Raw genomic sequence first — 24,399 nt, 5'->3', positions numbered from 1 at the left:
TTTAAATTTTTGAAGAATATAAACCTTATAACGGTTATCAAAGGAGACGATACAATTGAACATCTTAGATAACTTAAAAGAAATTACAAATCAAATACCAAAAGATGTAACTCTCATCGCTGTTAGTAAAACAAAACCTGTGGCAGACTTATTGGAAGCTTATAATTTGGGGATAAGAGATTTTGGAGAAAATAAAGTACAAGAACTTTTAGAAAAGCATGAAAGTTTGCCGAAGGATATAAAATGGCATTTCATAGGACATCTCCAAAGGAATAAGGTGAAAAATATCGTGGATAAGGTTTGTCTTATTCATTCTTTGGATAGTATTAGACTACTAAGGGAAATAGAAAAACAATATAAAAGTAAAAATAAAATTGCTGAAGTACTTATCGAAATCAATATAGGAAAAGAAGAAAGTAAACATGGCATTTTAATAGAAGATTTAGAGAACCTAGTTTCAGAGGTAGAAAAATGTGATTTTGTTAAAGTAAAAGGTTTGATGGCTATAATACCTAAAGGGGACGAAGAATCTTCTAAATTTTATTTTCATAAAATGAAAGATATATGGAGTAATCTTAAAGATAGGCAGTTTTCAAATGTAACTATGGAATACTTATCTATGGGGATGAGCGGAGATTATGCTGTGGCTATTCAATGCGGTTCCAATATGGTAAGAATCGGTGAAGGCATTTTTGGTAAAAGAGTATATTAAGTTTGGGAGGGATTTAAATGGCAGCTAAAGTGTTAAATAAAGTTTGGGGTTTTCTAGGATTAGAAGATGAGTATGATGAAGAATATGATGAGGAAATGGATGGAGCAGAGGAATTTGAAAGAGAAGAGGTTCAACCAGCTATTCCAGCAAGTACTAGCAAAAAAAATCAAGGTAAGGTAGTGAGCATACATACAGCTGTTTCAGCTAAGGTTACTATAACAAAGCCTACAGTGTATGAAGAAGCAACGGATATATGTGATGACTTAAAAAATCGTAAAATAGTGGTTGTTAATACTACTTCATTAGAACCTAAAACTGCCCAAAGGCTATTAGATTTTATGGGTGGAGCTAGCTATGCTTTAGGAGGAGAACTTCAAGAGGTTGAAAGGGGAGTATATATTTTATCACCTTCAAATGTTGAAGTTACCAATGAATTAAAGACAGAATTAAGTAAGGGATTATTTAATTGGGCTAAATAGTACCTTAAACCGGAAGGGAGTAATATTTATTTTAAGAATTTTTTTTAAAATATTATTTACCGTTATTGAGTATGTTATATTTTTAGAAGTTATTTTATCCTTTATTTTTCAAAATCAAAGAAATAAATTTTTAGAAATAGTAAGAGTACTAACAGATCCGCTGTTAAGACCAGCTAAGGCACTACAGGAGAAAGTGTATCCTAACTTTCCTATAGATTTTTCGCCTGTTATAGTTATATCTATAATATATTTATTGCAAAAAGTAATTATGCCTATTATATAGTAATTATGAATAAGAATGATTTTATAAAATTTTTAGGCGATGATGATATAGGAGCTATTTCAAATATTTATGATAAAATAATTTTAGCTGATAGAAGCTTAACAGTAGTTTATACAAATGAATTTTTAACACCAAATCTTTGGAAGAAGGTTAAGGAGTACTGCTATAAGATAAATATGCCTTGTTGCACTTTTGGTGGGTTTGAAGATGCTGAAAGAAGGATAATTAGATTTAATAATAATTACGAATCTAATTATCCTATTGAAATTATTAGAATTACTAATAAATCCAAGTTTAATGAACTTTTACATAAAGATTATTTAGGTTCATTAATGTCTCTTGGTATAAAGCGTAGCAAGCTTGGAGATCTTGTTTTAAAAGATAATCAATGCTATGTGCCTGTAATGGAAGATATATTAGATTATATACTTATTAATTTAAAAAATATAGGTAGGTGTCCTTGTGAAATAGATAAGATTAGTAAAGAGGAGGATATACCTGAATATTCTTTTGATAAAAATGTATATTTAGCTTCCTCAAATAGATTGGATGTTATAATTAGCTCAATTACGAATTTATCTAGGAATAAAAGTGAGCAATACATAAGGTCTGGAAAAGTATTTTTAGATTATATAGAGTGTTATGAAAAAAGTGAAGAAATCAAATCAGGGGATACTATAACTATAAGAGGACATGGTAAGTATAAAATTGGAGAAATAGTAGGCACTACTGGAAGCGGTAGATTAAAAATAGAAATAAAAAAATATATTTGACGGGGTGATGACTTATGAAATTAACTCCAATGGATATCAATAATAAGGAATTTAAAAAAGTAATTAGAGGGTATGATCCAGAAGAGGTAGATGAATTTCTTGATAAAGTTGTAGAGGATTATGAAGGAATATTTAAAGAAAATTCCATACTTAAAGAAAAAATGTCAGTGATGAATGAAAAAATAGATCATTATTCTAATATAGAATCTACAATACAGAATACCTTAGTGTTAGCTCAAAACGCTGCAGAGCAAGCTAAAAATAGTGCACAAAAAGAGGCAGATATTATAATAAGAAGTGCCAATGAAACTGCACAAAAAATATTAGATAAAGCACACAATGATGTTATTGGTATTAGTGATGAATATGAAAAGTTAAAGCAAGATTTTGTTAAGTTTAGAGCTAAATTTAGGAATTTTATGAATGTACAACTAGAGACTTTTGATGATCTTGAAAAAGATTTTGTTAAAAATTATAATGTGGGGGTTCCTGTAGAGGAGACTTCTCTTGAAGAAATTGATAATAAAGAAGTTGAAGTGTTAAAGGAACAGGCTGTAAGCTCTGATGACTTAAATGCCATTAAAAGTTTTTTTGCTAAAAATAGCTAATCAATCTCACTCTTTTATGAGTGAGTTTTTTTATTCTTAAATTAGGAGGATTAAAAATGTATAAGAAAATGGTAAGGGATTCATTGATTCCCTATGATATATATATTGCAGATAAATTTGATGATATAACTAAAAGGTTAGAACATATAAAAAAAGAAGAAAATTCAGATATGTTTCTTATATATGACAAAAGCCTAAAAGAAGATTATAAGGATATTATAGAAAAAATAAAAAATAATTTTGTGAAAAATTCATTTTCTGTGAAGTGCAAGGAAGTAAACAAGAATATACATTCAATAAATGAAATATATGAGTTTTTAATAGAAAATGCTGCTAAAAATGACGCTATCCTAATTTCTCTAGGAGGAGGTATATTAGGAGACTTAGTTGGATTTGTAGCAGGAACTTATATGAGAGGGATTAGATATATAAATATACCTACCACAATAATTTCTCAAGTAGATAGTAGTGTTGGAGGAAAAGTAGGTTATAATTTTAGTGATTTTAAAAATTATATTGGAATGTTTTATAATCCACTAGAAGTAATAATATGTATAGATTTTATTTATACATTAGATAAAAAAGAGGTACTAAGTGGTTTTGGAGAGATTGTGAAATATTGTATTATAGATGATAAAGATTTATTAGAATATTTTCAAATAAATATTGAACACATTAAGAAGTTAAATAAAAATACTATGCTTGAACTAGTAGAAAAATGTGTTTCTATAAAGAGGAAGGTAGTTTCTAAGGATTTTAGAGATAAGGGACTTAGAAATTTATTAAACTTCGGCCACACTGTAGGGCATGCTATAGAGGTAGATTCACAATATAATATTTCACATGGTGAAGCAGTAGCCTTAGGAATATTAGTAGCTTTAAAGATATCTGAATATAAGTTATCTCTAGATAAAAAAACATATAGCTACATTGAAGAAATTTATGATTTGATAGGAATGAATAAATACTATAAAATAAATAATATGGATAAATTAATTCATACTATTAAAGGAGATAAGAAAAATGATTCTTCTATAAGATTTGTATTAATAAATTTTTTAGGAAGTTATGAAATAGGGGTTAAAGTAGAAGAAGAGGATTTAATAAGAGCTATCAAAGAGAGCATAGAAGGTGATAAAATATATGGATAATTTGTTGAGTCATAAAAATAGCGGTGACCCTATCATAGTTAAAGTAAAAGATATAGATATTGGTAGGGAAAAAAAGGTTGTTATTTCTGGACCTTGCGCTGTAGAGGACTATGATACAATGATTTTATTAGCTAAAAAGCTAAAAAGTTGCGGTGTAAATATATTAAGAGGTGGAGCTTTTAAGCCTAGAACATCTCCTTATGATTTCCAAGGGCTAGAAGAAAAGGGCTTAGAAATATTAAAAGCTGTGAGAGAAGAGGTTAATATTCCAATATCTACAGAAATTATGGATCCTAGGGATATAGAAAAATCTCTTGAATATATAGATGTTATACAAGTGGGATCTAGAAACATGTATAATTATAGCTTGTTAAAAGAAATTGGTAGGCTAAAAACTCCGGTAATATTAAAAAGAGGAATAAGTGCTACCATAAAAGAATGGCTATGTGCTGCAGAGTACATATTAAGTGGTGGAAATGAAAATGTTATATTCTGTGAGAGGGGTATTAGAACCTTTGAACCTTATACAAGAAATACTCTAGATTTAAATGCAGTGGCTTTTATAAAGAATAACTATAGATTACCTATTATTGTGGATCCTAGCCATGGAACGGGCGTAAGAGAGTTAGTTTATCCAATGTCTCTAGCCTCCATCGCTGCAGGGGCAGATGGTCTTATTATTGAAAGTCATTTAAATCCTGACAAGTCTATTTCTGACGCTAAACAAACTATATCCGTAGATACTTTATGTGATATAATTAATAAAATTAAGTGATTCCTAGGCTCAGATGGGGTTTGCTTATTAGGAATATCTCTGTTATCTGAGATTTAGAAGAGATTATATACATAGATAGCAGTATTTATCTCTACTTTAATACAACAAGCGGAAGTATTAAAGTAGCAGCAATGTGATAAATTAAGCATATTTAAGGGGAGTAATATGGATATAAATATAAATGGTTTTAAAAAAAATGTACATAAAAAAATAATAAATTTACCTGGAGATAAGTCCATTGCACATAGGAGCCTTATAATAGGATCTATTTCTAAGGGAAATTACAATATATATAATTTCCCTAAAAGTGAAGACTGCATTACTACCTTAGAAATTATGAAAACATTGGGAGTGAAGGCTGTGTATGGAAATAATAATGTTATTTCTATAATCAGTCCTGGTGTAGAGAATTTTAAAAAAGATGCTGGTATATTGAATTGTAATAATTCTGGAACAACTGTAAGACTACTATTAGGACTCTTATGTGGTGCAAATATAAAATCCACATTGATAGGAGATGAATCTCTTAGTAAAAGACCTATGAAAAGAGTTATAGAGCCTTTAGAGTTAATGGGTGGAAATATAAAATCTAGTGAGGATAAGCTTCCTATTGAAACCACAAATACATCGGTATTAAAGGATATGAAGTATTTCATGAGTGTAGCTTCTGCTCAGGTTAAATCTGCTTTATTGATAGCAGCTTTAGTAGCTTCAAAAAATATTGTTATAAAAGAAAATTTAAATACTAGAGATCATACAGAAATTATGATGAAATATTTAGGAGCAAATATTAAAGTTCAGGGAGATATTATATCCTTAGAAAAATCTATACTGACATCAAGGGATATTTATATTCCTGGGGATATATCCTCAGCAGCATTTCTTATAGGATTATGTATACTATCTGAAAAATCTAGTATAAGCATAAAGGAAGTACTTATAAATTCTAGAAGAAGCAAATTTATAGATATTTTAATAAGTATGGGGGCTAATATAGAAGTAGAAAATAAGTTAAATAAGAGTGGAGAGCTTGTTGGTGATATAAGGGTAACAAGTAGCAAATTGAAAGCTGTAGAAGTACTTTCTTATGATACTCCTAATATTATAGATGAAATCCCAATGTTAAGTGTTTTAGCTGCATTTAGCCAAGGAACTACAGTTATTAGGGCAGTAGATGAGCTAAAAGTAAAAGAAAGCAATAGGTTAAATGGGATTATTAATAATCTAAGTCTATGTGGAATAAGGGCATGGTATGAAAAAGGGGATTTATTTATTGAAGGGAAAAGTGGATATATAAATAAAGATGTAACCATTGAAACTGAAAAAGATCACAGAATAGCCATGGCTTTTGCAGTTTTGTCTATTAGAAACTTAAAAACTACCAGAATTAAGCATTGGCAATGCACTAACATTTCTTTTCCAGAGAATATAAAATTTTTCAGTAAATTTTTAAATATAGATTACATTTAAAATAGTCTTAAATATATAAGTGAAATATTAATATAAAATAGTTATAAAAATTCTTATTTTCCACAGAATAAGTATATATGTTATTTTAGGAGGAAAATAAGAATGGATAAAAAGTTATTAGAATATTATAGAAAAAAGCTATTAAGGGAAAGAGAAAGCATACTTGATGTAATTCATGGGGATAAAGAAATGGAGTTTACAAATTCTAGGGAAGAATTCTCTTCGGAGTTGTCATTTTACGATAATCATCCCGCTGATCAAGGCTCGGAGATGAATGATATTATGAGGGGAAAAGCTCTTAAAGAAAATGAAATTTCATTAATAAATAAAATTGATAAAGCACTAACATCCATAGATAATAAAGAGTATGGTATTTGTAAACATTGTGGAAAGAATATAAATAAAGAGAGGTTAGAAGTTGTTCCTTATGCTATATATTGTGTTGATTGTCAAAATGAAATAAGTGTTAAAGAAGGTTTAAAAGGAGATATTTCTATTAATTCAAATAGAGATTATGATTATAGAGAACTTAATGAGCCTTATGGATTAGGATATAAAAGAGAGGATGCAATGAATCAACTTCAATCCTTTAATAAGATAAAAAACTTAGAAGATTATTATGAAGAAGATGATGATGAAAATGACTATGAGGTAGAGTGGATTGAAAAAATAAGCAATCAGCAATATAAAGCGGGATTGCCAGACTAATTTAATGGGGGATGGAGTATTGGAGATAATTATTATTATTTTAGGTGTATTAATTGATAGATTTACAAAAATATGGGCTATAGGTAATTTAGCTAATGGTGCTGATAAAGTTATAATTAAAAATTTTTTTACTTTATCCTATTTAGAAAATAGAGGTGCAGCTTTTGGGATTTTCCAACATAAAACTATGTTATTGTCTTTAATAACCATTATTATTGTATCTATATTGATTTTTTATCTAGTTAAATATAAACCCAAGTCTTTTATATTAAGAGTTGCATTAGCTTTAGTGATATCTGGAGCAATAGGAAATCTTATAGATAGGTTATATTATAAATATGTAGTGGATTTTATTGTTTTTCATTACAAGGATATGTATTATTTTCCAACATTTAATTTTGCGGACATATTTGTAGTTATAGGAACTTTCTTATTAGCAATATTCATAATAAAGGATGGGGAATAATGGAGGAAAACATATTTATTGTAGAAAAAGAAAATGAAGGTATTAGAATAGATAAGTATCTTTTTGATATTTTAGAAGATAAATCCAGATCATATATACAAAGACTTGTTGAAGAAGAGAAGGTTTTAGTAAAGGGGAAAAGTATTAAAAGTAATTATAAGGTAAAAGAAGGAGATACCATTAAGGTAATCATACAAGATCCGGTGGAACTTTGTATAAAGGCAGAAGAAATACCCTTAGATATACTTTATGAAGATAGTGATGTTATTGTGATAAATAAGAAACAAGGAATGGTAGTTCATCCAGCTACAGGGGTATATACTGGTACCCTTGTAAATGCTTTATTAAGTCACTGCAAGGATTTATCTGGTATAAATGGCGTAGTAAGACCTGGAATTGTCCATAGAATAGATAAAGATACTTCAGGAGTATTAGTTATAGCAAAAAACGATAATTCTCATAAAGCTTTAGCAGAACAATTTAAGGTTCATTCAATAAAAAGGGAATACTATGCATTAGTAGAAGGTATAGTAAAAAAGGATAGTGGAATCATAGATACTATCATAGGTAGGCACCCTGTAGATAGGATAAAGTTTGCTGTAGTTAAAGAGGGAAAAAGGGCTGTAACTCACTATGAAGTTTTAGAAAGATATGAAAGACACACTTTAGTAAAATGTAATTTAGAAACGGGAAGAACACATCAAATTAGGGTACATATGGCGTATATAGGACACCCCCTAGTAGGGGATCCAGTGTATGGACATAAAAAACAAAGGTTTAAGGTAAATGGTCAAATGCTTCATGCTAAATCTTTGGGATTTATACACCCAACTAAAAAGATATATATGGAATTTAATTCTGAACTTCCAGGATATTTTACTAATATATTAAATATATTAAGAAATTACTTGTAAACATTAAAGTAAAGTGATATAATCAGTGACAGATAACCTTTAAAATGATCCAGAGAGATCCAAAGGCGCCACAAGGTAATTATATCATTTAAAGAACTTGATTTTATGCGTCTTATCTTTTAAAGGTAGGACGATTTTTTATTTATAAAGTGAAAGGAGATTACTTATGAATTTGAAGGCAACTTTATTAGATGAGAATGCTATAAAAAGAAGTCTCATAAGAGTATCCCATGAAATATTAGAAAAGAACAAAGGGGTAGAGGATATTGTCTTAGTGGGAATAAAAAGGAGAGGTTATCCATTAGCTCTAAGGATAGCAGAAAATATAAAAAACATTGAAGGTATAACAGTGCCAGTAGGAGCTGTAGATATAACCTTATATAGAGATGATCTTACAGATTTAAACGATAACCCTAGAATAAATGATAAAAATTTAGGGGTTGAGGTAAAAGATAAAAAGGTTATATTAGTAGATGACGTGCTTTATACAGGAAGAACTGTTAGAGCAGCTATAGATGCTATTGTTGATAATGGTAGACCTAAGTGTATTCAACTAGCTGTATTAATAGACAGGGGTCACAGAGAATTACCTATAAGAGCTGATTATGTAGGAAAAAATATACCTACATCAAAAGCTGAAATGGTATCTGTAGAAATAAAAGAAATAGATCATCAGGATTCAGTTAAAATTTATGATTTAGACTAAAAATATAAAATTACATTAAAAGATTTTCTTTATATAAATCTTTTAAAATAATCCAGTGAGGTTAAAAAGAGGAGGAATAATATGAAAAATTATGTAGATGTAGAAGAAAGATTACCTATGTTAAAGACTTTGCCATTAAGCTTTCAACATTTATTTGCAATGGTAGGAGCAACAATTTTAGTTCCTATGTTAACTAATACAAATCCTTCATTGGCACTTTTCTGTAGTGGTGTGGGTACAATTTTATATATATTTTGTACTAAGGCTAAATTACCTGCTTACATAGGATCATCCTTTGCTTTTATTGCACCTATGCTTTCAGCATCAGCTCAATATGGTAGAGAATCTATGCTTTCAGGAATCATAGCAGCAGGGGTTATTTATGTAATAGTTGCAGCTATAATAAAGTTTACAGGTACCAAGTGGTTAGATAAACTTCTGCCACCTATAGTTGTAGGTTCTGTAGTTATAGTAATTGGATTGGCACTTGCAGGAGTAGCTATAAATTGGTCTGGATTAAACCCAAACTTTACTACGGAAGCTATGGCTGGAGTATCTAGGGGAGCTTGGATATTAGTTGCTTTAGTAACTCTAGGGATAGGTATTTTTGGAAGTATGTACTTTAAAGGATTTTTAGGAGTAATTCCTATACTTATGTCTATGGTAGTAGGATATATACTAGCCTTGATTTTAGGTGTAATACCAGAACAATCTTTAGAAATGATAAAAACTGCAAAACTTATTCAAATACCAACATTTATGGCGCCAAAGTTTAATTGGAATGCTATACTTTTAATGGCACCAGTAGCCTTCGTAACTTTAGCTGAACATATTGGACATGTATATGTAACCAACAATGTATGCGGAAGAGATTTTACAAAGGAGCCAGGACTTCATAGATCTATCTTAGGTGATGGGGTTGCAACAATATTTGCTGGTTTAGTAGGAGGACCTCCTAATACAACTTATGGTGAAAATATAGGCGTCATGGCTATAACTAAAGTATACAGTGTATGGGTAATAGCTTGGGCAGGAATTGTGGCTATAGTACTATCCTTTATTGGACCTGTATCAGCAATAATAAGCAATATTCCATTACCAGTAATGGGTGGAGTGTCTACATTATTATTTGGAATAATAGCTTCATCAGGATTTAGAGTGTTTGTAGAGAATAAAATTGATTTTAGTATGAAAAAAAATCTTATAATATGCTCTGTTATAATAGTACTAGGCATAGGCGGTGCTGTAATACAGTTTAAAGGCATAGAATTATCAGGTGTTGCTTTAGCTACAGTGGTAGGAATTATATTAAATTTAGTATTACCTGAAAAGAGTAAAACAGAAGAATAATTTTTATATAAAGAAAAGTGACTTATTGATAATAAATCTATAAGGATTAGAATTAAAAAGTCTATATTACATAATGAATATAAATATTTTATAAATAATAGCTTGCATATACATGCAAGCTATTATTTATTTTATAACTTTTTTAAGTTAATCTCTTTAGGAGTTATATATATAGTTTTATTAGTATAATATATTACCATACCTGGTTTAGCACCAGAGGGTTTCTTTACATTTTTAACTAAAGTATAGTCTACAGGAACATTGGAAGAGTCTTTAGATTTACTATAATAGGCAGCTAATGTAGCTCCTTCTAAAAGGGTGCTTTCAGGAATATTTTCACCTTTTATTATTACATGAGAACCAGGAATATTTTTAGTGTGTAGCCAAGTATCTTGCCTATTGGCAAACTTAAGAGTTAGATAGTCATTTTGTATATTATTTTTACCTACGTAAATATCTATGCCATCACTAGAAATAAAGTGTAGAGGCTTTGAAGGTTTTTGTTTTCCCTTTTTAGAACCTCTATATTTGATATAACCAGATTCAATAAGCTCAGATTTTATGTCATGAATTTCGTCATAATGTTCTATATTAATCAAATTACTTAAAACAGAATTCAAATATTTAATTTCATCCTCAGCAACTAAAAGTTGCTCCTTTGCAGCCTCTTCAGATTTTTTATATTTATTATATCTTTTATAATAATATTGTATATTTTCTGATGGAGATTTATTTTCATCTAATTCAATTGTTAGATACTCTTCTTTATCACTATAATAATTTAATAAATTTACCTTCTTCATACCAGGTTTTATACTATATATATTTGCAGTGAGAAGTTCCCCTTTGATTTTGTAGTCAGACTTATTTTCGCAATCTTTTAAGGTGGATTTTAAAATTTGAATTTTTTTGTTACATCTATCTAAATTAGTATGAATTAACTTTAATAATTCTGTGCTTCTACCATGAATACGATCACTTCTATCCTTTTCTTTATAAAAGTCTTCTAATAATTTTGATGGTGATTCGTAAGATTTTTTAGTATAATTTATCATGGTGATTAGGTCTATGCAATAGAAATCTTTAGGGCTTCCTTCTTCTATGTAACTTAAGAATTGGAAGTCTTTAGATTTTACCTTATTAAAGTAGTCATTGCATATTTCAACATATAAATTGATGTTTTCTTCTGTTTCTTTTACAGAAATATATTTATTATATAAATCTTTAGATAATAACTTACTTACTCCAGTAAAACAATTTGAAGCAGTATTATGGGATAATATTATTTCGTTGGATTTTATATACTCTAGTAAATCATCTTTAATGAAGGACAAAGGGTTAAATTTATCTGAAGAAGGTGGATATTTATATTTTATACCAGGATAAAGGCTTCTATAGCTATTAATCTCTGGAGTTATATGTTTTATTGAATCCATAACCATAGAATCTCTTTGTCTTACAAGGGTAATATTACTGTGTCGTCCCATAATTTCAACCACTAATGAATACATACTGTCAAAACCTAATTCATCAGTGTTTTCTATATTCATAAGTAGTATTCTATCATTGTTAAGCTGAAGTAAGTCCCTTATTCTTCCACCGATTAAGTACTTTCTTAATAACATACAAAACATTGGAGGTTGAGCGGGATTAGTTTTCGGTTCCTCTGTAAGATGAATTCTTGGATAATTGGGACTTGAGCTTATCAGTAGTTTTCTATTTCCCTTAGGTCCTCTAAGGGTTAAAGTAATTTCATCTTTTTCAGGTTGATTAACTTTATCTATTTTACAATTTAATATTTCATCTTTTAATTCATGAACTAAACTTTGTAGAAATATTCCATCTAAAGCCATAAATAAACTTCCTTTCTTAAAAAACATTAAGTATTTAACTGTGAATATGTTAATTATATCAATAGTTAGGAAAGTTGTCTAAATGTAATACAAATTTTACGATTTATTTATATATGTATAGTATTATATTATAAAGAAGAATATAAAAAATATAAAGAGGAGGGATATAATTGAAATTTAAAAAGATGCATGGAAATGGAAATGACTTTATAGTAATTGAAGACTTGAATAATATGTTTAAAGGAAAAGAGGCGGAAATTGCTTTAAAACTTTGCCATAGAAATTTTGGAGTTGGAGGAGATGGAATACTATTAGTAAGACATTGTAAAGAAGCAGATATAGAAATGGTTATTATTAATTCTGATGGATCCTTTGCTTCTATGTGTGGTAATGGTATAAGATGTTTTGCTAAATATGTCTATGATGAAAATATAGTTAAAAAGTCAAAAATAAATATAAAAACTGGTGATGGAATAAAGGAAATTAATCTTATAATAGAAGAGGATAAGGTAAAAGAGATAATTGTATATATGGGAAAGCCATCTTTAAAACCTTCTGATATTCCAGCATTATCTGAAGATATAATAATAAGTAAATCTATTGAGATAGAGGGTAAAAAATATGAGATAACTTCTCTTCATATGGGTGTACCTCATACAGTTATTATAGATAGATTGGATAAATATAATATAGAAGAAGGAAGATTAATAGAATCATACTCTATTTTTCCTGAAAAGACAAACGTTGATTTTTGTGAAATAATAGATAGAAAAAATATTAAAGTTAAAACTTGGGAGAGAGGGGCAGGAGCAACTTTAGCCTGTGGAACGGGAAATTGTGCTTCAGCTTATGTTGCACATTTATTGGGATATATAGATAATGAAGTAAAAGTTATTGTAGATGGTGGAGAACTAAAAGTTAAGATAGAAGACCAAGGTATATATATGATTGGAAATGCCAAAGATGTATTTGAAGGATTTTTTTTAATGGAGTATTAATATGACTGGTGGTAATAATAGTGAGGAGAAAACTTAAAACTTATATACTTTTAATTCTATCTGTATTTTTAATTGGATGTAATAAAAAATACAGTGGTGAAGAAAATGTGCCTATAGATTATAACTATGAAAGTTTTTCCAGTGTTACATTGATGGAGTCCTCAGAAGGGATTGTAAAGGCATACAATTTTGCAGAAGGAAAAAAGAAATATATAGAAGATGTAAAAGGAATAGAAGATTTTAAATATACAAAAGATACTATTGTATATTTAAAGGGAACAAGTGAAGGGAATGAGCTACCAGATAACAGCCTTATTATAAGGAAAAAAGGGAAGGGATTAATAGAGGTAAATAAGCACCATAGTTATTTAGATATAAAGTTATCTAAAGATGGAAATAAGATTGCATATAGGGCCTTTGAAGAAGATAGTTATGATAGTGTAAAAGGTGTTATGATATATGATGTTGCTGAAAACAAAGAGAAACGCATAAATACTGAAGTAGTAATCTCAGGTAATGTATATGATTGGATAGATGAGAATAATCTAGTTTATTATGGATCTAGGGGTAAGGAATCTAATCTAAAGGGCTTATTTAAATACGACTTTAAAAATAATAAAGAAGATTTAATAGCACCTATTGAAGATGGATTTATTGTATACTTACAAGCTTTAGATAAAGAAAATTTTATGGTAATGAATTTTAAAAGAGACCACTATGAGTTAGGGATATTTAACATTGAAAACAAAGAATATAATTTAGTTGAGTCAAAAATTTCTAAGGTATTTTATTCACTAAAATATGAAGAAAGTATATTTATTATGGCAGAAGATATTAATGGAAAAAGTTCTATATATAAACTAGAATCAGATAAAAGTGTAAAGAGGATGATATATGATTTTCCTAAAAATATAAATGATTCTGGAGGAATGGCATCAGATGAAAATGGTAATGTGTATTTTTTAGGATATGATAAGAATAAGGAAGAGTCTAAAGTATATATGATAAAAAAACAAGATAATTCAGTGAATTTAATAATAGATAAAGAAGGAAATTATCACATGTACAAAAGAGAATTATAATAAAAGGTTAATAGAGAATATTTCTGTATAGAAATATTCTCTATTTTTATGTATAAAAAGTAAATAATTGTTAAGAATCATAGATAAATCATTGATGGAGGTAAAAACATGAAAGTAATCAAGTCAGAGCTTAGTTCCAATATAGTAAACCTTATACCAAAAGGTATGGCTTATGATAATCTTATGGTTCCTTTAATGATAGATAGAGAAACTATTTATTTAGGCATAAATGATGAAAATAATATAGTTGCTATTAATTATGTAAAATTTTTATACAAAAAAAATGTGCAAGTTCATATTATGGATAAAGAAAGCATATTAGAGAGATTATCTTTATACTATGGCAATGATATCAAAGATAATTCTATAGAAGAGTTAGTAAATGATAATAGAGAAAAATTCAAACCTAGTAGTGATTTTTCTAAAAATAAAGATTCACCAGCATCTAGATTAGTGGAAGATATTATAAAAGAGGCTATTAAAATAAAGGCTAGTGATATCCATATTGAACCAAAAGAAAATGAAATATCTATTAGGTTTAGAAAAGATGGGAGCCTCTTTGAGTTTATTAAAATGCCTAAAGCAGTGTTAGAGAGTTTAATCATAAGAATAAAATTACTATCTAATATGAATATTGCTGAAAAAAGAATACCTCAAGATGGAAAAATAAACTTTAATATTAAAGATATAGGTCATGATATAAGAGTTTCTTCAATACCTACAATAAATGGAGAAAAGTTAGTTTTGAGAATTTTGTACAAGGAATCAAATTTTAATCACTTAGAAAGTTTGGGATTTTGTAAAGATCAATTGAAACTAATAAACTCTATGTTAAATTCACAATATGGGATGATTTTGGTAACTGGACCTACTGGTAGCGGTAAAACTACAACTTTATATAGTATGTTAAATAAATTAAATCAAGAAAATATAAACATTACAACCATAGAAGATCCAGTAGAATATAGTATAAAAGGAATAAATCAAATAAATGTAAATCCTAAAGCCGGCATTCATTTTTCTACAGGGTTAAGAAGCCTTCTAAGACAGGATCCCGATGTGATAATGATTGGGGAGATAAGAGATGAGGAAACAGCTCAAATAGCCTCAAGGGCTGCGATAACGGGTCATAAGGTGCTTTCTACACTCCACACTAATGATTCTATAGGAGCACTATATAGGCTTTCAGAAATGGGTATAAAAAGATATATAATGATGGACTCTTTATTAGGGATAGTTTCACAAAGACTTATAAAAAAACTATGTCCTCATTGTAAAACAATTTCTAAAATAAAGGATTATCAAGGTAAGATTTTAGATATTGATATGTGCGAAGATTATTATGAGGCTAGAGGCTGTAGTATATGTAGAAATACTGGATACCTAGGTAGGGTACTAGCTAGCGAAACATTATATTTAGATGAGGAAAAAAAGAAAAGGTTACAAACATGTAAAGACATAAGAGAATTTAGAGATGGAGTAGGTAACATTGAGGAAAATAATCTTTTATATCAATATAAAAAGTTATTATTAGATGGAGTAATTGATTATAATCAGCTTGTTCCAATTATAAGCCAACAGAGGATCATGCTAAATGAATAAATACTATTATAAAGCATACGATTTGCAAGGAAAGAAGAAGTTTGGAAGATTTATAGGAGAGAAAGAAAACCTTAGATCAGTATTAAAGGGAGAGGGCTATTATTTATGTAAATACTATAAATCCATAGATTTCAAAGACCTTTTAAAGAAGCCTTCCTATAAGGATTTAGGGATTTTATGCCAAAATCTAAGTATTATGCTTCGCTCAGGAGTAAATATTTTTAATTCATTAAATATAATATCACATGAAAATCAAAATATTAAAATTAAAGAAAGTATTTTAGGTGTATGTGTACATTTAAAGGATGGAAAAAGTTTAAGTGATAGCTTTTCTCAATATTCACAGGTATATCCTAAAATTTTTATACAAATGATAAAAGTTGGAGAAGAAAGTGGAAATTTAGAAAATAGTTTCGATACACTTAGTAAATATTATTATAAGCAGGAAAAATTAAAAGAAAAACTAAAAAATTCCTTGTCTTATCCAATAATACTATTACTTTCTACTATTATGATGTTCTTTTTTATAACGGTACAAATAGTACCTTCTTTTATTAATTTGTTAGATGAAACTTTAGAAGGATTACCTATTTACACCAAAGCCTTTATAACTATGAGTAATTTAATAATAGATAAGTGGTATGTAATATTAGCGATTAGCTTATTATTATTACTAATGATATGTATAAACTACAAAAATAATAATATAAAATATGGAATAACCATGAGAATAAAGATATTAAGAGATTTCTATAATATTAAATTTGTTACAAGCTTAAAGACATTAATAACTTCAGGAAATACTATTATAAATAGCTTAGAAAGATGTGCTGATATTATAGATAATCCTATATATAAAAAGAATATAGATGTAATAATATCTGATATAAAAAGTGGAAAGAGTTTATGTAAAGCCTTTAAGAAATCAAATTTATTAAATTCAATTTCTTTATCTATATTGGAGGTAGGGGAGGAAAGTGGAAATTTAGAAGAGAGTTTAAATTATATTGAAGATATACTTATGTTTAATTATGAAAAAAATATAGAAAAAAAGATAAATCGGATTCAACCTATGTCCATAATTATAATAGGCTCTATGGTTTTGATCTTAATAATTATATTAGTTTTACCTATGATGGATAGTCTTACATCTCTTTATTAGATTATAATCCTTACAAAAAGGAGGTTTGGTGAAAATATGCTTAAAAAGAAAGGATTTACCCTAATTGAAGTATTAGTAGCATTAGGTCTATTAAGTATAGCCTTTTCTATAACTTATGCACCAATTAACCTAATAAAGCGAAGTATAAAGGATACTGAAATAGAATATTATAAAACCTCTATGCTATCTTTAATTTCGTATTCTAGTAAATATTGTAAAGTTAATAATCAAATAGGATACATTGAGTTAGAAGGCAAAACAAATAATATAAATTTTGTAGTAGAAACCAAAGTTATAAATCATGTATCTATGCCTAAAGGGTATGAATTAATGGTAGTAGGTAATCCTAAAATATTTAAAGTTCAAAACAATGGTACTATTGATGCAGGTACTATAAAATTTAAAGACAATAATGGAAAGTTACATTCAATTACAATACAAGTAGGGAGTTTTTATGGAGAAATTAAAACATAGAAAAAAGAAGGGCTATATGCTCCTTGAGGCTGTAATAGCACTTTCTATTTTGATTTTAATAATTGGAAGCTTTTTCTTTTCAAGAGGATATTATTTAAAAGAAAAATTTAATCAAGATAAGATTATTAAAGAAATGCTATTTTTGGAGGCTCTAAAAAACGAAATATACCATAATCAAAGTTTTAACAATTTACTTACCCTTTGTGAAAAAGAGTATTATATTAATAATCAATACATGGATGTTGATTCCATAAAACATAGGGATTTAATGCAAATAATTGATGAGGAAGAAATAGAAGGACCTTATACAAAGATATACACTACTTTAGAAGAAGATATACTAAATATAAGGATAGTGATTGAAAAAGATTCTTATAAGAAAGAAACAAAATTATATAAAGGAAATTATTAATATATGAAAAAGAATATATTTAATTTCAAATTAGATCTAAAAAGTAAGAAAAAGGCCTTCTCTATTCTAGAATTCATTATTTATTTTAGTATTTCAATAACTATAATTCATTTTCTTTTTACTATTATAATTATTTCCCTTAAGGATTATAAAGAAAGCAATAAATCCTATGTTAATTATATTTATTTAAACCAAGCTATAGACATAATAGATAGGGAATTGAATAGTGGAAGAATGGAAGTAATAGTTCAAGATAATTTTATATGGATAAAAGAAAAAGATTTTAAACCAAATACTTCCATTGAAAAGTACATAATGAAAAATGATAAAGATAGAATAGTTGCAGTGATTAAAAAAAATAATATAGTTCAAACTTCCAATAACATCATAAAAAATGTAGAAGAGTTTTATGCAGAGAAAAATCAGGATCTTATTTTTATAAAAATAGTATTAAAGGGAGGAGATTTCATAGAGAAATGCTATGCAGTAAACAGCGGATAAAAAAATCCAATAAAGGCAACATACTTCTTGGAACCTTATTAACTATGACTATGGTATTTACTATTAGTGTCTTTATATTAAATATGTTAAATGAGAGAGTTAATACTAATAGGTTAATATATAAAAGAGTTTTAAGAGAAAATAGTAAAGCTAAAGAAATATTACTTACAAGGTTCAAGTCGGAACTACAGAGTTCTTTGGATAAATGTTTAGAAGAGAGTGCTGATGTAGAGATAAATGAAGTTGAACTTCTAAGACCTTTTACGAAGTCTATAATTTATGAAGATTGTAGCATAAATTATGATGGCTTTAATAAATATATTAAATTGAAGATTAGAGATTTTAATGGAGTTTATTGTTATGAGTATTATAAATATAATATAGAAGAAAATAAGGTAAATTTAGTTAAATATTAAGGAAGGTGATAATTATATACAAAAATAAAGTTTATATTATTATGGGTAAAGAAAATTATATTTGTTATGGAAATAAAGATTATTATAAAAAATTTAAATACGAAGATATAGATTTTGCAACAATAAAAAAGAAAAATGTAAGTATTTTCTTAAAAGAAGAAGAGATTTATACCTTTAAAATGAAGCTGCCTAAGATGAATAATTTATTATTAAGAGAAAATATAGAAAGAGAAATTAATTTACTATTTAAAAAGGAAGATATATTATTTGATTATAGTGTAATAAGTTGCAATAAAAATATTTTAGAGTTAATTGTTAAATGTATTAACACAGATAGATATGAACTTTTGGATAATTATTTTGCTCATTGTAAAAAACTAAATATCATACCTTTGCAAGAAGCTCTAATAAGGGAGATAAAATCTAAAACAAATATTAAACATGGAATAATAGTAGCACACATAGATGGAATCCTATATTCTATTGTTTTAAAAGAGGGTGATTTAGTATTTTCTACATTGAATAAAGATATAGATAAAGATAATGGTTATAGTGCATGTACTGAGGCTTTAGAACTAATAACAAAGGCACTAGTAGATTGGGATATATCTTTACCTAAAACAATATATACAATTAATATAAACTTAGGAGAAGAAAACATTAAATCTTTCAACATAGAGAATTATAATATAAATAGTAAGGAGCTTTTTAATGTTAAGTAATTATAAGAACCCTTATAAATACGCTACCTTTAATTATATATATAATAAAGAAAAAGAAAAATCCGTAGCTTATAATAACTATATAATATTACTTATACTTTTAGTTATTTTTATGATAAAACCACTGGTTAATCTTAATAAAACTTTAAAGGATACTAAGTATAAAGAAATAGAAAGTGATATTAACCTTACAAATTATAATAATGAGAAAAAGGATAGTAACATAGAAAAATTTTCTCATGGTATATATGATATATTTAAACTTGAAGAAAAAGAATTATATATAAATAATGTGTCTATTACTAAAGATAAAGTAAATATGACTGTTACATTCATTAATAATAATGCTATAGATGAGTTTATTGGCTACTGGAGTAAACATGAAAGTATGAAACTAAAAAGTATGGAATACATAAAAAATGAAAAGGATAAATATACTTTTAATGCTATATTGTCCTATTGAGGTGAGAGTATGATATGGAATTTTAAAAAGTCTATTATTTTAACATTAACAATTATATTTTTAATAGAGATAATACTTATATGTACCAATAATATCTATAGGCTTTTAAATAAAGAAGCTTTTAAGGATTATAATACATTACCTACTTCTAATATGGAAGGGTATAATGTACAAAGAGAATTTGATATAAATAACATTAGTATTTCCGATGTGTTAGCTTTTAATGAAAAAGAAGGGTTCTCAATAAATAGCATTAAGTATAATGAAGAGGAGATAAATTTATCCGTAGATTTTACAACTAATAAAGAAGGTTTTTTACAATACTTGTTAGTACTAAAGGATAGTAAAGAAACTATTAATATAGAGGAAATAAACATTATTTCAGAAGAAGAAGATATTATAAAAGGATATTTGATTCTTAAAACCACTTAAAGATTGATAAAGGGGAAGATGGAACATGGCTTGCAATATAATATTTATAGGAATGCCTGGTAGCGGTAAAAGCTCTATAGCACATATCATTAGCAAAAAACTTAAATGGGGTTTTATAGATACTGATAAGTATATAGAGTATAAAGAATGTAATACGGTAAAGAATATATTTAGGTATAAAGGTGAGGAGTATTTTAGAAACTTAGAAAAAAAAACTTTACAAGAATTAGATACTATGTGTTACAAAGTTATAGCTACAGGTGGTGGTTTACCAATATATAATAAAAATATGTCTAAACTAAATTCCATGGGTATAACCATATTTTTAGATGTACCCTTATATGAACTTGAAAAGAGGTTGAAAAATAAAAAAGATAGGCCTTTACTTTTAAAAGAAGATATAAAAGACAAGTTGAAAAAATTGTATAATGAAAGAATTGAGATATATAAAAAGGCTAGTATAACAATAAATTGTGAAAATAAAAACAAGTGTGATATACTTAATGAAGTATTAAATAAAGTAAATCCACTTATAAAACCCTATAAGTAACAGTGTAGTGATATAGTGAAAAATATGTAATACTTATTGAAAATATACAGTGCTTTTGATAAAATAACATTGTTAAAGGTTGATTTTTTATAAAAATTAGTTTAAAATCTAATAGGTTTGATAGGTGAGTGTTTATATGAAGATACTTATTGTAAATGGTCCTAACTTAGATAGGTTAGGTAAAAGAGAAGTAAATATATATGGAAATATGACTTTAGAGGAAATAAACAATAAAATAAGCAATCATTTTAAGGGAAAAGTAGAAATTGATTTTTTCCAAAGTAATGAGGAAGGTGCTATTATAAATACTATAGCAAAAGCTGAAGAGCATTATCAAGCTATAGTTATAAATCCAGCAGCATACTCTCACTATAGCATAGCTATATTAGACTCCATAAGAGGGGTAGATATACCTGTTATAGAAGTACATCTTAGTAATATTTATAGTCGAGAACAGTATAGAAAAAACAGTGTTACTGCAGAAGGTGCTATTGGAGTTATCAGTGGATTTGGATGGCAAAGTTATATTTTAGCTATAGAATTTTTAATAAGTAAATATTAGAAAGGTTATAAGAAATAATAATTTATATAGAAAAACTAAAGTGTTTTTGGTATTAATTTACCTGAAAAGGTTATAATATAAATGAATCTAAAAGATTTTGGAGGGATACTTAATGATATCAGCAGGAGATTTAAGAAAAGGTACTACTTTTGAATTAGATGGACAAGTATTTACAGTAGTAGATTTTTTACACGTTAAACCAGGAAAAGGTGCAGCTTTTGTAAGAACAAAGCTTAGAAATGTAATATCTGGAGGAGTTACAGATAAAACTTTTAACCCAACTGAAAAGCTACAAGAAGCTGTAATAGAAAGAAAAGAGATGCAGTACTTGTATTCTGATGGAGAATTATATTACTTTATGGATCAAGAAACTTTTGAGCAAATTCCTTTAAATCATGAAAAAGTTGAAGATGCTATAAAGTTCTTAAAAGAAAATATGTTTGCTATAATAAAGTTTTATAAAGGAGAAGCATTCTCTGTAGAAGCTCCTAACTTTGTTGAGTTATCAATTACTCATACAGAGCCAGCCGTTAAGGGAAATACAGCAACTAACACATTAAAACCAGCTACAGTTGAAACTGGAGCAATAGTTAATGTTCCTCTTTTCGTTAATGAAGGAGATATGATTAGAATAGATACAAGAACTGGAGAGTACATGGAAAGAGTTTAAATTCTAATATAGTGACATTAGTTTAGCTAATCCAAAAGGATTAGCTAAGATTTTATATAAAGATAAATTTAGAACCTTTTATTTAAGAAAAGGATGTGTATCTATGAGTGATATTATAGAAAAAATAGATGAACTTAAGTCATATAAGTCATCAGAAGAAATTTTAGATGGGACTCTTCAAATTATTATTGATTTATCACAAAGGGTTCAGTCTATGGAAAAGACTATAGAAGAGTTAACTGAATATGCTGAGTATATAGAAAGTAGATTAGATGACGCTTCTTCATTATTAGAAGGTTTTGAAGAAGAAGTGGATAGTTTTGAGTATAAACATGAAGAGGATGATTATATTGAAAGTTCCTGTCCTTTTTGTGATGAAACACTATTTATAGAAGAGCAACTTTTTAAAAGTGACTCAGAAATAAAATGTCCAAATTGTAATAATACAATGAAATTGCAAGAAAAATACTTAGAACCAATAAAAAAGTAAAGAGTGTAAAACATTTGTATATTGTACAAATTTATATAGTAAATTTAAAATCCTAAGAATAATCTTAGGATTTTTTTATTTTTTGTAATATTTATCAATATACAAAAATAAAAATTAAGTATAGAAAAGGAGGTGAACAATCTCTAATAAAAAGTTAGAGAGAGGAAAATTATGTATACTAATGAAATTATGGATATTTTACCCAAAGACATATTATTAAATCTAGCAGAGTTTAAAGATTTTAAATTAGTTCAAGAAATTAGACTAAGAGTTAGTAAACCATTAATAGTTCAAATAAATCAAAATGAAATAATAAAACCCTTTATTGTTACTAAAGATCATATAAAGACTATATTGCAAAGAATAAGTAATTATTCAATGTATGCCTTTGAAGAAGAAATAAGACAAGGATATATAACTATAAAAGGAGGACATAGAATAGGTATTTCTGGGGATTGTGTTCAAGATAGAGATGGAATTAAAACTATAAGAACAATATCTTCACTGAATATAAGAATATGTAGGGAAGTTAAAGGTTGTGGTGAATTTTTAATTCCTTATATAACAAAAGAGGGACAAGTATTAAATACCATAATCATATCTCCTCCTAAATGTGGAAAAACTACTATTTTAAGAGATATAAGCCGTCAGATATCTGATGGAGATACAAGGAGAGGAATTAAAGGGAAGAAGGTAGTTATAATAGATGAAAGAAGTGAGATTGCTGCTTGCTATGAAGGGGTACCTCAGCTAGAGGTAGGTATTAGAACTGACGTATATGATAACTGTATGAAAAGTGATGGGATAATAATGGCTATAAGATCCATGGCTCCTGAGGTGTTGATATGTGATGAAATAGGCTCTGAAAGAGATATGGAAAGTATCTTATTAGCTCTTAATTCAGGAGTGAACATCATAACTACTATCCATGGTAGCGGAATTGAAGATATGGAAAAAAGATTAGTATTTAAAAACCTATTGGAGGCAGAAGTTTTTAGAAAAGCAGTAGTACTAAGTAATAGACGTGGCATTGGAACCATAGAGTATATATATGATTTTCAGCTTAATAAAGTAATTTATGGAGAAAAAATATATGGTTAAATATTTAGGTTTTTTAATGATATTTATATCCTGTTCTTTAGCTGGCTTTGTATATGCTGAGTCCTTAAAAAAGAGGACATCTCAATTAAAAGAGCTGGAAAGATGCTTAAATCATCTTCAAAATGAGATTTTTTATACTCATACGCCACTTCCAGAAGCTATGCTAAATATATCCGTAAAAAGCAAATATGTATTTAAAGATATTTTTAAAGATGTAGCTGATGACTTGAAACAAAATATGGTTAAAGATGTTTATGAAAGCTTTGACAAAAACTTAGAGAAACATAAAAAATCCTTAAATATTAATATGGAAGATAAGAATATAATTTTAGACCTGGCTAAAAGTTTGGGAGAATCGGATATACAATCCCATATCAGTATTTTTTCAATCACTCTTAAAAATCTTCAAGAGCAGATTGAAATTGCTTTAGATAAGAGCAAGAAAGATATGAAAGTATATAGATATTTAGGAATATCCATAGGTCTAATGATAATTATTTTCTTAATATGAAGG

The 24,399-nt window shown here is 27.6% G+C and carries 31 protein-coding genes; 30 read left to right on the top strand and 1 reads right to left on the bottom strand.

What is annotated here, in order from left to right:
* Positions 1 to 55: 55 nt before the first annotated feature.
* The 13 genes from KQI89_RS03340 to uraA all read left to right on the top strand — a co-directional run bounded on the left by KQI89_RS03340 (position 56) and on the right by uraA (position 10,395).
* Positions 56 to 712: a YggS family pyridoxal phosphate-dependent enzyme gene (locus tag KQI89_RS03340; protein WP_216455896.1), complete on the top strand. Its 657-nt coding sequence runs from the start codon at positions 56 to 58 to the stop codon at positions 710 to 712.
* Positions 713 to 729: 17 nt separating this feature from the next.
* On the top strand, positions 730 to 1,191 hold the full coding sequence (locus tag KQI89_RS03335) for a cell division protein SepF (protein ID WP_032121709.1): 462 nt from the start codon (positions 730 to 732) through the stop codon (positions 1,189 to 1,191).
* Positions 1,178 to 1,474, top strand: a complete 297-nt coding sequence (locus KQI89_RS18125) for a YggT family protein (protein ID WP_216456654.1) — start codon at positions 1,178 to 1,180, stop codon at positions 1,472 to 1,474. The genes KQI89_RS03335 and KQI89_RS18125 overlap by 14 nt, the downstream gene beginning before the upstream one ends.
* Before the next feature lie 5 nt (positions 1,475 to 1,479).
* On the top strand, positions 1,480 to 2,247 hold the full coding sequence (locus tag KQI89_RS03325; RefSeq protein WP_216455894.1) for a YlmH family RNA-binding protein: 768 nt from the start codon (positions 1,480 to 1,482) through the stop codon (positions 2,245 to 2,247).
* 14 nt (positions 2,248 to 2,261) lie between these two features.
* Complete coding sequence (locus tag KQI89_RS03320; protein WP_032121707.1) at positions 2,262 to 2,855, top strand: DivIVA domain-containing protein; 594 nt, start codon at positions 2,262 to 2,264, stop codon at positions 2,853 to 2,855.
* Between the two features lie 56 nt (positions 2,856 to 2,911).
* Positions 2,912 to 4,006, top strand: coding sequence for a 3-dehydroquinate synthase (gene aroB, locus KQI89_RS03315; RefSeq protein ID WP_032121706.1), 1,095 nt, complete (start codon positions 2,912 to 2,914; stop codon positions 4,004 to 4,006).
* On the top strand, positions 3,999 to 4,781 hold the full coding sequence (gene aroF / locus KQI89_RS03310; protein ID WP_216455892.1) for a 3-deoxy-7-phosphoheptulonate synthase: 783 nt from the start codon (positions 3,999 to 4,001) through the stop codon (positions 4,779 to 4,781). Before aroB ends, aroF begins: the two co-directional genes overlap by 8 nt.
* A gap of 165 nt (positions 4,782 to 4,946) precedes the next feature.
* Positions 4,947 to 6,251: a 3-phosphoshikimate 1-carboxyvinyltransferase gene (gene aroA, locus KQI89_RS03305; RefSeq protein WP_216455890.1), complete on the top strand. Its 1,305-nt coding sequence runs from the start codon at positions 4,947 to 4,949 to the stop codon at positions 6,249 to 6,251.
* A gap of 102 nt (positions 6,252 to 6,353) precedes the next feature.
* Complete coding sequence (locus KQI89_RS03300) at positions 6,354 to 6,959, top strand: TraR/DksA family transcriptional regulator (RefSeq protein ID WP_216455888.1); 606 nt, start codon at positions 6,354 to 6,356, stop codon at positions 6,957 to 6,959.
* Positions 6,960 to 6,978: 19 nt separating this feature from the next.
* A complete protein-coding gene (lspA, locus tag KQI89_RS03295; RefSeq protein WP_032121702.1) occupies positions 6,979 to 7,425 on the top strand; it encodes a signal peptidase II in 447 nt (148 codons plus the stop codon).
* The gene (locus KQI89_RS03290) at positions 7,425 to 8,339 is read left to right on the top strand and encodes an RluA family pseudouridine synthase (RefSeq protein WP_216455886.1); all 915 of its coding nucleotides are present in this window, start codon (positions 7,425 to 7,427) and stop codon (positions 8,337 to 8,339) included. The genes lspA and KQI89_RS03290 overlap by 1 nt, the downstream gene beginning before the upstream one ends.
* Positions 8,340 to 8,505: 166 nt before the next feature.
* A complete protein-coding gene (pyrR, locus tag KQI89_RS03285; protein WP_032121700.1) occupies positions 8,506 to 9,045 on the top strand; it encodes a bifunctional pyr operon transcriptional regulator/uracil phosphoribosyltransferase PyrR in 540 nt (179 codons plus the stop codon).
* An 81-nt stretch (positions 9,046 to 9,126) separates the two neighbouring features.
* Positions 9,127 to 10,395, top strand: a complete 1,269-nt coding sequence (gene uraA / locus KQI89_RS03280) for a uracil permease (protein ID WP_216455885.1) — start codon at positions 9,127 to 9,129, stop codon at positions 10,393 to 10,395.
* A 131-nt stretch (positions 10,396 to 10,526) separates the two neighbouring features.
* Here the strand turns inward: uraA and KQI89_RS03275 are convergent, their stop codons facing one another.
* The gene (locus KQI89_RS03275; RefSeq protein ID WP_216455883.1) at positions 10,527 to 12,248 is read right to left on the bottom strand and encodes an Rqc2 family fibronectin-binding protein; all 1,722 of its coding nucleotides are present in this window, start codon (positions 12,246 to 12,248) and stop codon (positions 10,527 to 10,529) included.
* Positions 12,249 to 12,418: 170 nt separating this feature from the next.
* Between KQI89_RS03275 and dapF the strand changes: the two genes are divergently transcribed.
* The 17 genes from dapF (at position 12,419) to spoIIIAB (ending at position 24,396) form a co-directional block, all read left to right on the top strand.
* The gene (dapF, locus tag KQI89_RS03270) at positions 12,419 to 13,246 is read left to right on the top strand and encodes a diaminopimelate epimerase (RefSeq protein WP_216455882.1); all 828 of its coding nucleotides are present in this window, start codon (positions 12,419 to 12,421) and stop codon (positions 13,244 to 13,246) included.
* 20 nt (positions 13,247 to 13,266) lie between these two features.
* Positions 13,267 to 14,328: a hypothetical protein gene (locus tag KQI89_RS03265; protein WP_216455881.1), complete on the top strand. Its 1,062-nt coding sequence runs from the start codon at positions 13,267 to 13,269 to the stop codon at positions 14,326 to 14,328.
* Between the two features lie 108 nt (positions 14,329 to 14,436).
* Positions 14,437 to 15,930, top strand: a complete 1,494-nt coding sequence (locus KQI89_RS03260; protein ID WP_216455880.1) for a GspE/PulE family protein — start codon at positions 14,437 to 14,439, stop codon at positions 15,928 to 15,930.
* Positions 15,923 to 17,092 carry a type II secretion system F family protein gene (locus tag KQI89_RS03255; protein WP_216455878.1) on the top strand — a complete coding sequence of 390 codons (1,170 nt, stop codon included), beginning with the start codon at positions 15,923 to 15,925 and terminating at the stop codon, positions 17,090 to 17,092. The genes KQI89_RS03260 and KQI89_RS03255 overlap by 8 nt, the downstream gene beginning before the upstream one ends.
* A 36-nt stretch (positions 17,093 to 17,128) precedes the next feature.
* Complete coding sequence (locus KQI89_RS03250; RefSeq protein WP_216455876.1) at positions 17,129 to 17,566, top strand: prepilin-type N-terminal cleavage/methylation domain-containing protein; 438 nt, start codon at positions 17,129 to 17,131, stop codon at positions 17,564 to 17,566.
* Positions 17,547 to 17,978 (top strand): hypothetical protein, encoded by a 432-nt coding sequence (locus KQI89_RS03245; RefSeq protein ID WP_216455874.1) that lies wholly within the window; start codon positions 17,547 to 17,549, stop codon positions 17,976 to 17,978. Before KQI89_RS03250 ends, KQI89_RS03245 begins: the two co-directional genes overlap by 20 nt.
* A 3-nt stretch (positions 17,979 to 17,981) precedes the next feature.
* Complete coding sequence (locus tag KQI89_RS03240) at positions 17,982 to 18,479, top strand: hypothetical protein (protein WP_216455872.1); 498 nt, start codon at positions 17,982 to 17,984, stop codon at positions 18,477 to 18,479.
* Positions 18,455 to 18,895, top strand: a complete 441-nt coding sequence (locus KQI89_RS03235; protein ID WP_216455870.1) for a hypothetical protein — start codon at positions 18,455 to 18,457, stop codon at positions 18,893 to 18,895. Before KQI89_RS03240 ends, KQI89_RS03235 begins: the two co-directional genes overlap by 25 nt.
* Positions 18,896 to 18,936: 41 nt before the next feature.
* Entirely contained in the window at positions 18,937 to 19,617 is a 681-nt protein-coding gene (locus KQI89_RS03230; RefSeq protein ID WP_216455869.1) for a hypothetical protein, read from the top strand.
* Positions 19,607 to 20,080, top strand: a complete 474-nt coding sequence (locus KQI89_RS03225) for a hypothetical protein (RefSeq protein WP_216455868.1) — start codon at positions 19,607 to 19,609, stop codon at positions 20,078 to 20,080. The genes KQI89_RS03230 and KQI89_RS03225 overlap by 11 nt, the downstream gene beginning before the upstream one ends.
* 9 nt (positions 20,081 to 20,089) lie before the next feature.
* Entirely contained in the window at positions 20,090 to 20,512 is a 423-nt protein-coding gene (locus KQI89_RS03220) for a hypothetical protein (protein ID WP_216455867.1), read from the top strand.
* A 25-nt stretch (positions 20,513 to 20,537) separates the two neighbouring features.
* The gene (locus KQI89_RS03215) at positions 20,538 to 21,062 is read left to right on the top strand and encodes a shikimate kinase (RefSeq protein ID WP_216455866.1); all 525 of its coding nucleotides are present in this window, start codon (positions 20,538 to 20,540) and stop codon (positions 21,060 to 21,062) included.
* A 136-nt stretch (positions 21,063 to 21,198) separates the two neighbouring features.
* On the top strand, positions 21,199 to 21,624 hold the full coding sequence (aroQ, locus tag KQI89_RS03210) for a type II 3-dehydroquinate dehydratase (protein WP_216455865.1): 426 nt from the start codon (positions 21,199 to 21,201) through the stop codon (positions 21,622 to 21,624).
* Positions 21,625 to 21,736: 112 nt separating this feature from the next.
* Positions 21,737 to 22,294 carry an elongation factor P gene (gene efp / locus KQI89_RS03205; protein ID WP_032121685.1) on the top strand — a complete coding sequence of 186 codons (558 nt, stop codon included), beginning with the start codon at positions 21,737 to 21,739 and terminating at the stop codon, positions 22,292 to 22,294.
* A 103-nt stretch (positions 22,295 to 22,397) separates the two neighbouring features.
* Positions 22,398 to 22,784: a hypothetical protein gene (locus tag KQI89_RS03200; protein WP_216455863.1), complete on the top strand. Its 387-nt coding sequence runs from the start codon at positions 22,398 to 22,400 to the stop codon at positions 22,782 to 22,784.
* Between the two features lie 171 nt (positions 22,785 to 22,955).
* Positions 22,956 to 23,885 carry a stage III sporulation protein AA gene (gene spoIIIAA / locus KQI89_RS03195; RefSeq protein WP_216455861.1) on the top strand — a complete coding sequence of 310 codons (930 nt, stop codon included), beginning with the start codon at positions 22,956 to 22,958 and terminating at the stop codon, positions 23,883 to 23,885.
* Positions 23,878 to 24,396, top strand: a complete 519-nt coding sequence (gene spoIIIAB, locus KQI89_RS03190; RefSeq protein ID WP_216455860.1) for a stage III sporulation protein SpoIIIAB — start codon at positions 23,878 to 23,880, stop codon at positions 24,394 to 24,396. Before spoIIIAA ends, spoIIIAB begins: the two co-directional genes overlap by 8 nt.
* Positions 24,397 to 24,399: the final 3 nt, after the last annotated feature.

It is taken from the genome of Clostridium simiarum (assembly GCF_018919175.1).
GTDB classification, from domain to species: Bacteria; Bacillota; Clostridia; order Clostridiales; family Clostridiaceae; genus Clostridium_L; species Clostridium_L simiarum.
The sequence above is the reverse complement of the archived record's forward strand: the minus strand, read 5'-3'. Positions and strand labels throughout refer to the sequence as shown.

Bases quoted from the DNA above. Each gene is read 5' to 3' on its own strand.
- KQI89_RS03260 (WP_216455880.1), top strand. From the start codon at position 14,437: ATGAAAGTAATCAAGTCAGAGCTTAGTTCCAATATAGTAAACCTTATA.
- KQI89_RS03250 (WP_216455876.1), top strand. From the start codon at position 17,129: ATGCTTAAAAAGAAAGGATTTACCCTAATTGAAGTATTAGTAGCATTA.
- KQI89_RS03300 (WP_216455888.1), top strand. From the start codon at position 6,354: ATGGATAAAAAGTTATTAGAATATTATAGAAAAAAGCTATTAAGGGAA.
- aroQ (WP_216455865.1), top strand. From the start codon at position 21,199: ATGAAGATACTTATTGTAAATGGTCCTAACTTAGATAGGTTAGGTAAA.
- KQI89_RS03215 (WP_216455866.1), top strand. From the start codon at position 20,538: ATGGCTTGCAATATAATATTTATAGGAATGCCTGGTAGCGGTAAAAGC.
- spoIIIAB (WP_216455860.1), top strand. From the start codon at position 23,878: ATGGTTAAATATTTAGGTTTTTTAATGATATTTATATCCTGTTCTTTA.
- KQI89_RS03220 (WP_216455867.1), top strand. From the start codon at position 20,090: ATGATATGGAATTTTAAAAAGTCTATTATTTTAACATTAACAATTATA.
- KQI89_RS03235 (WP_216455870.1), top strand. From the start codon at position 18,455: ATGCTATGCAGTAAACAGCGGATAAAAAAATCCAATAAAGGCAACATA.
- KQI89_RS03245 (WP_216455874.1), top strand. From the start codon at position 17,547: ATGGAGAAATTAAAACATAGAAAAAAGAAGGGCTATATGCTCCTTGAG.
- KQI89_RS03325 (WP_216455894.1), top strand. From the start codon at position 1,480: ATGAATAAGAATGATTTTATAAAATTTTTAGGCGATGATGATATAGGA.
- KQI89_RS03290 (WP_216455886.1), top strand. From the start codon at position 7,425: ATGGAGGAAAACATATTTATTGTAGAAAAAGAAAATGAAGGTATTAGA.
- KQI89_RS03255 (WP_216455878.1), top strand. From the start codon at position 15,923: ATGAATAAATACTATTATAAAGCATACGATTTGCAAGGAAAGAAGAAG.
- aroA (WP_216455890.1), top strand. From the start codon at position 4,947: ATGGATATAAATATAAATGGTTTTAAAAAAAATGTACATAAAAAAATA.
- spoIIIAA (WP_216455861.1), top strand. From the start codon at position 22,956: ATGTATACTAATGAAATTATGGATATTTTACCCAAAGACATATTATTA.
- efp (WP_032121685.1), top strand. From the start codon at position 21,737: ATGATATCAGCAGGAGATTTAAGAAAAGGTACTACTTTTGAATTAGAT.
- KQI89_RS03275 (WP_216455883.1), bottom strand. From the start codon at position 12,248: ATGGCTTTAGATGGAATATTTCTACAAAGTTTAGTTCATGAATTAAAA.
- KQI89_RS03320 (WP_032121707.1), top strand. From the start codon at position 2,262: ATGAAATTAACTCCAATGGATATCAATAATAAGGAATTTAAAAAAGTA.
- aroF (WP_216455892.1), top strand. From the start codon at position 3,999: ATGGATAATTTGTTGAGTCATAAAAATAGCGGTGACCCTATCATAGTT.
- uraA (WP_216455885.1), top strand. From the start codon at position 9,127: ATGAAAAATTATGTAGATGTAGAAGAAAGATTACCTATGTTAAAGACT.
- KQI89_RS03225 (WP_216455868.1), top strand. From the start codon at position 19,607: ATGTTAAGTAATTATAAGAACCCTTATAAATACGCTACCTTTAATTAT.
- KQI89_RS03240 (WP_216455872.1), top strand. From the start codon at position 17,982: ATGAAAAAGAATATATTTAATTTCAAATTAGATCTAAAAAGTAAGAAA.
- KQI89_RS03200 (WP_216455863.1), top strand. From the start codon at position 22,398: ATGAGTGATATTATAGAAAAAATAGATGAACTTAAGTCATATAAGTCA.
- KQI89_RS03335 (WP_032121709.1), top strand. From the start codon at position 730: ATGGCAGCTAAAGTGTTAAATAAAGTTTGGGGTTTTCTAGGATTAGAA.
- aroB (WP_032121706.1), top strand. From the start codon at position 2,912: ATGTATAAGAAAATGGTAAGGGATTCATTGATTCCCTATGATATATAT.
- KQI89_RS03230 (WP_216455869.1), top strand. From the start codon at position 18,937: ATGGGTAAAGAAAATTATATTTGTTATGGAAATAAAGATTATTATAAA.
- pyrR (WP_032121700.1), top strand. From the start codon at position 8,506: ATGAATTTGAAGGCAACTTTATTAGATGAGAATGCTATAAAAAGAAGT.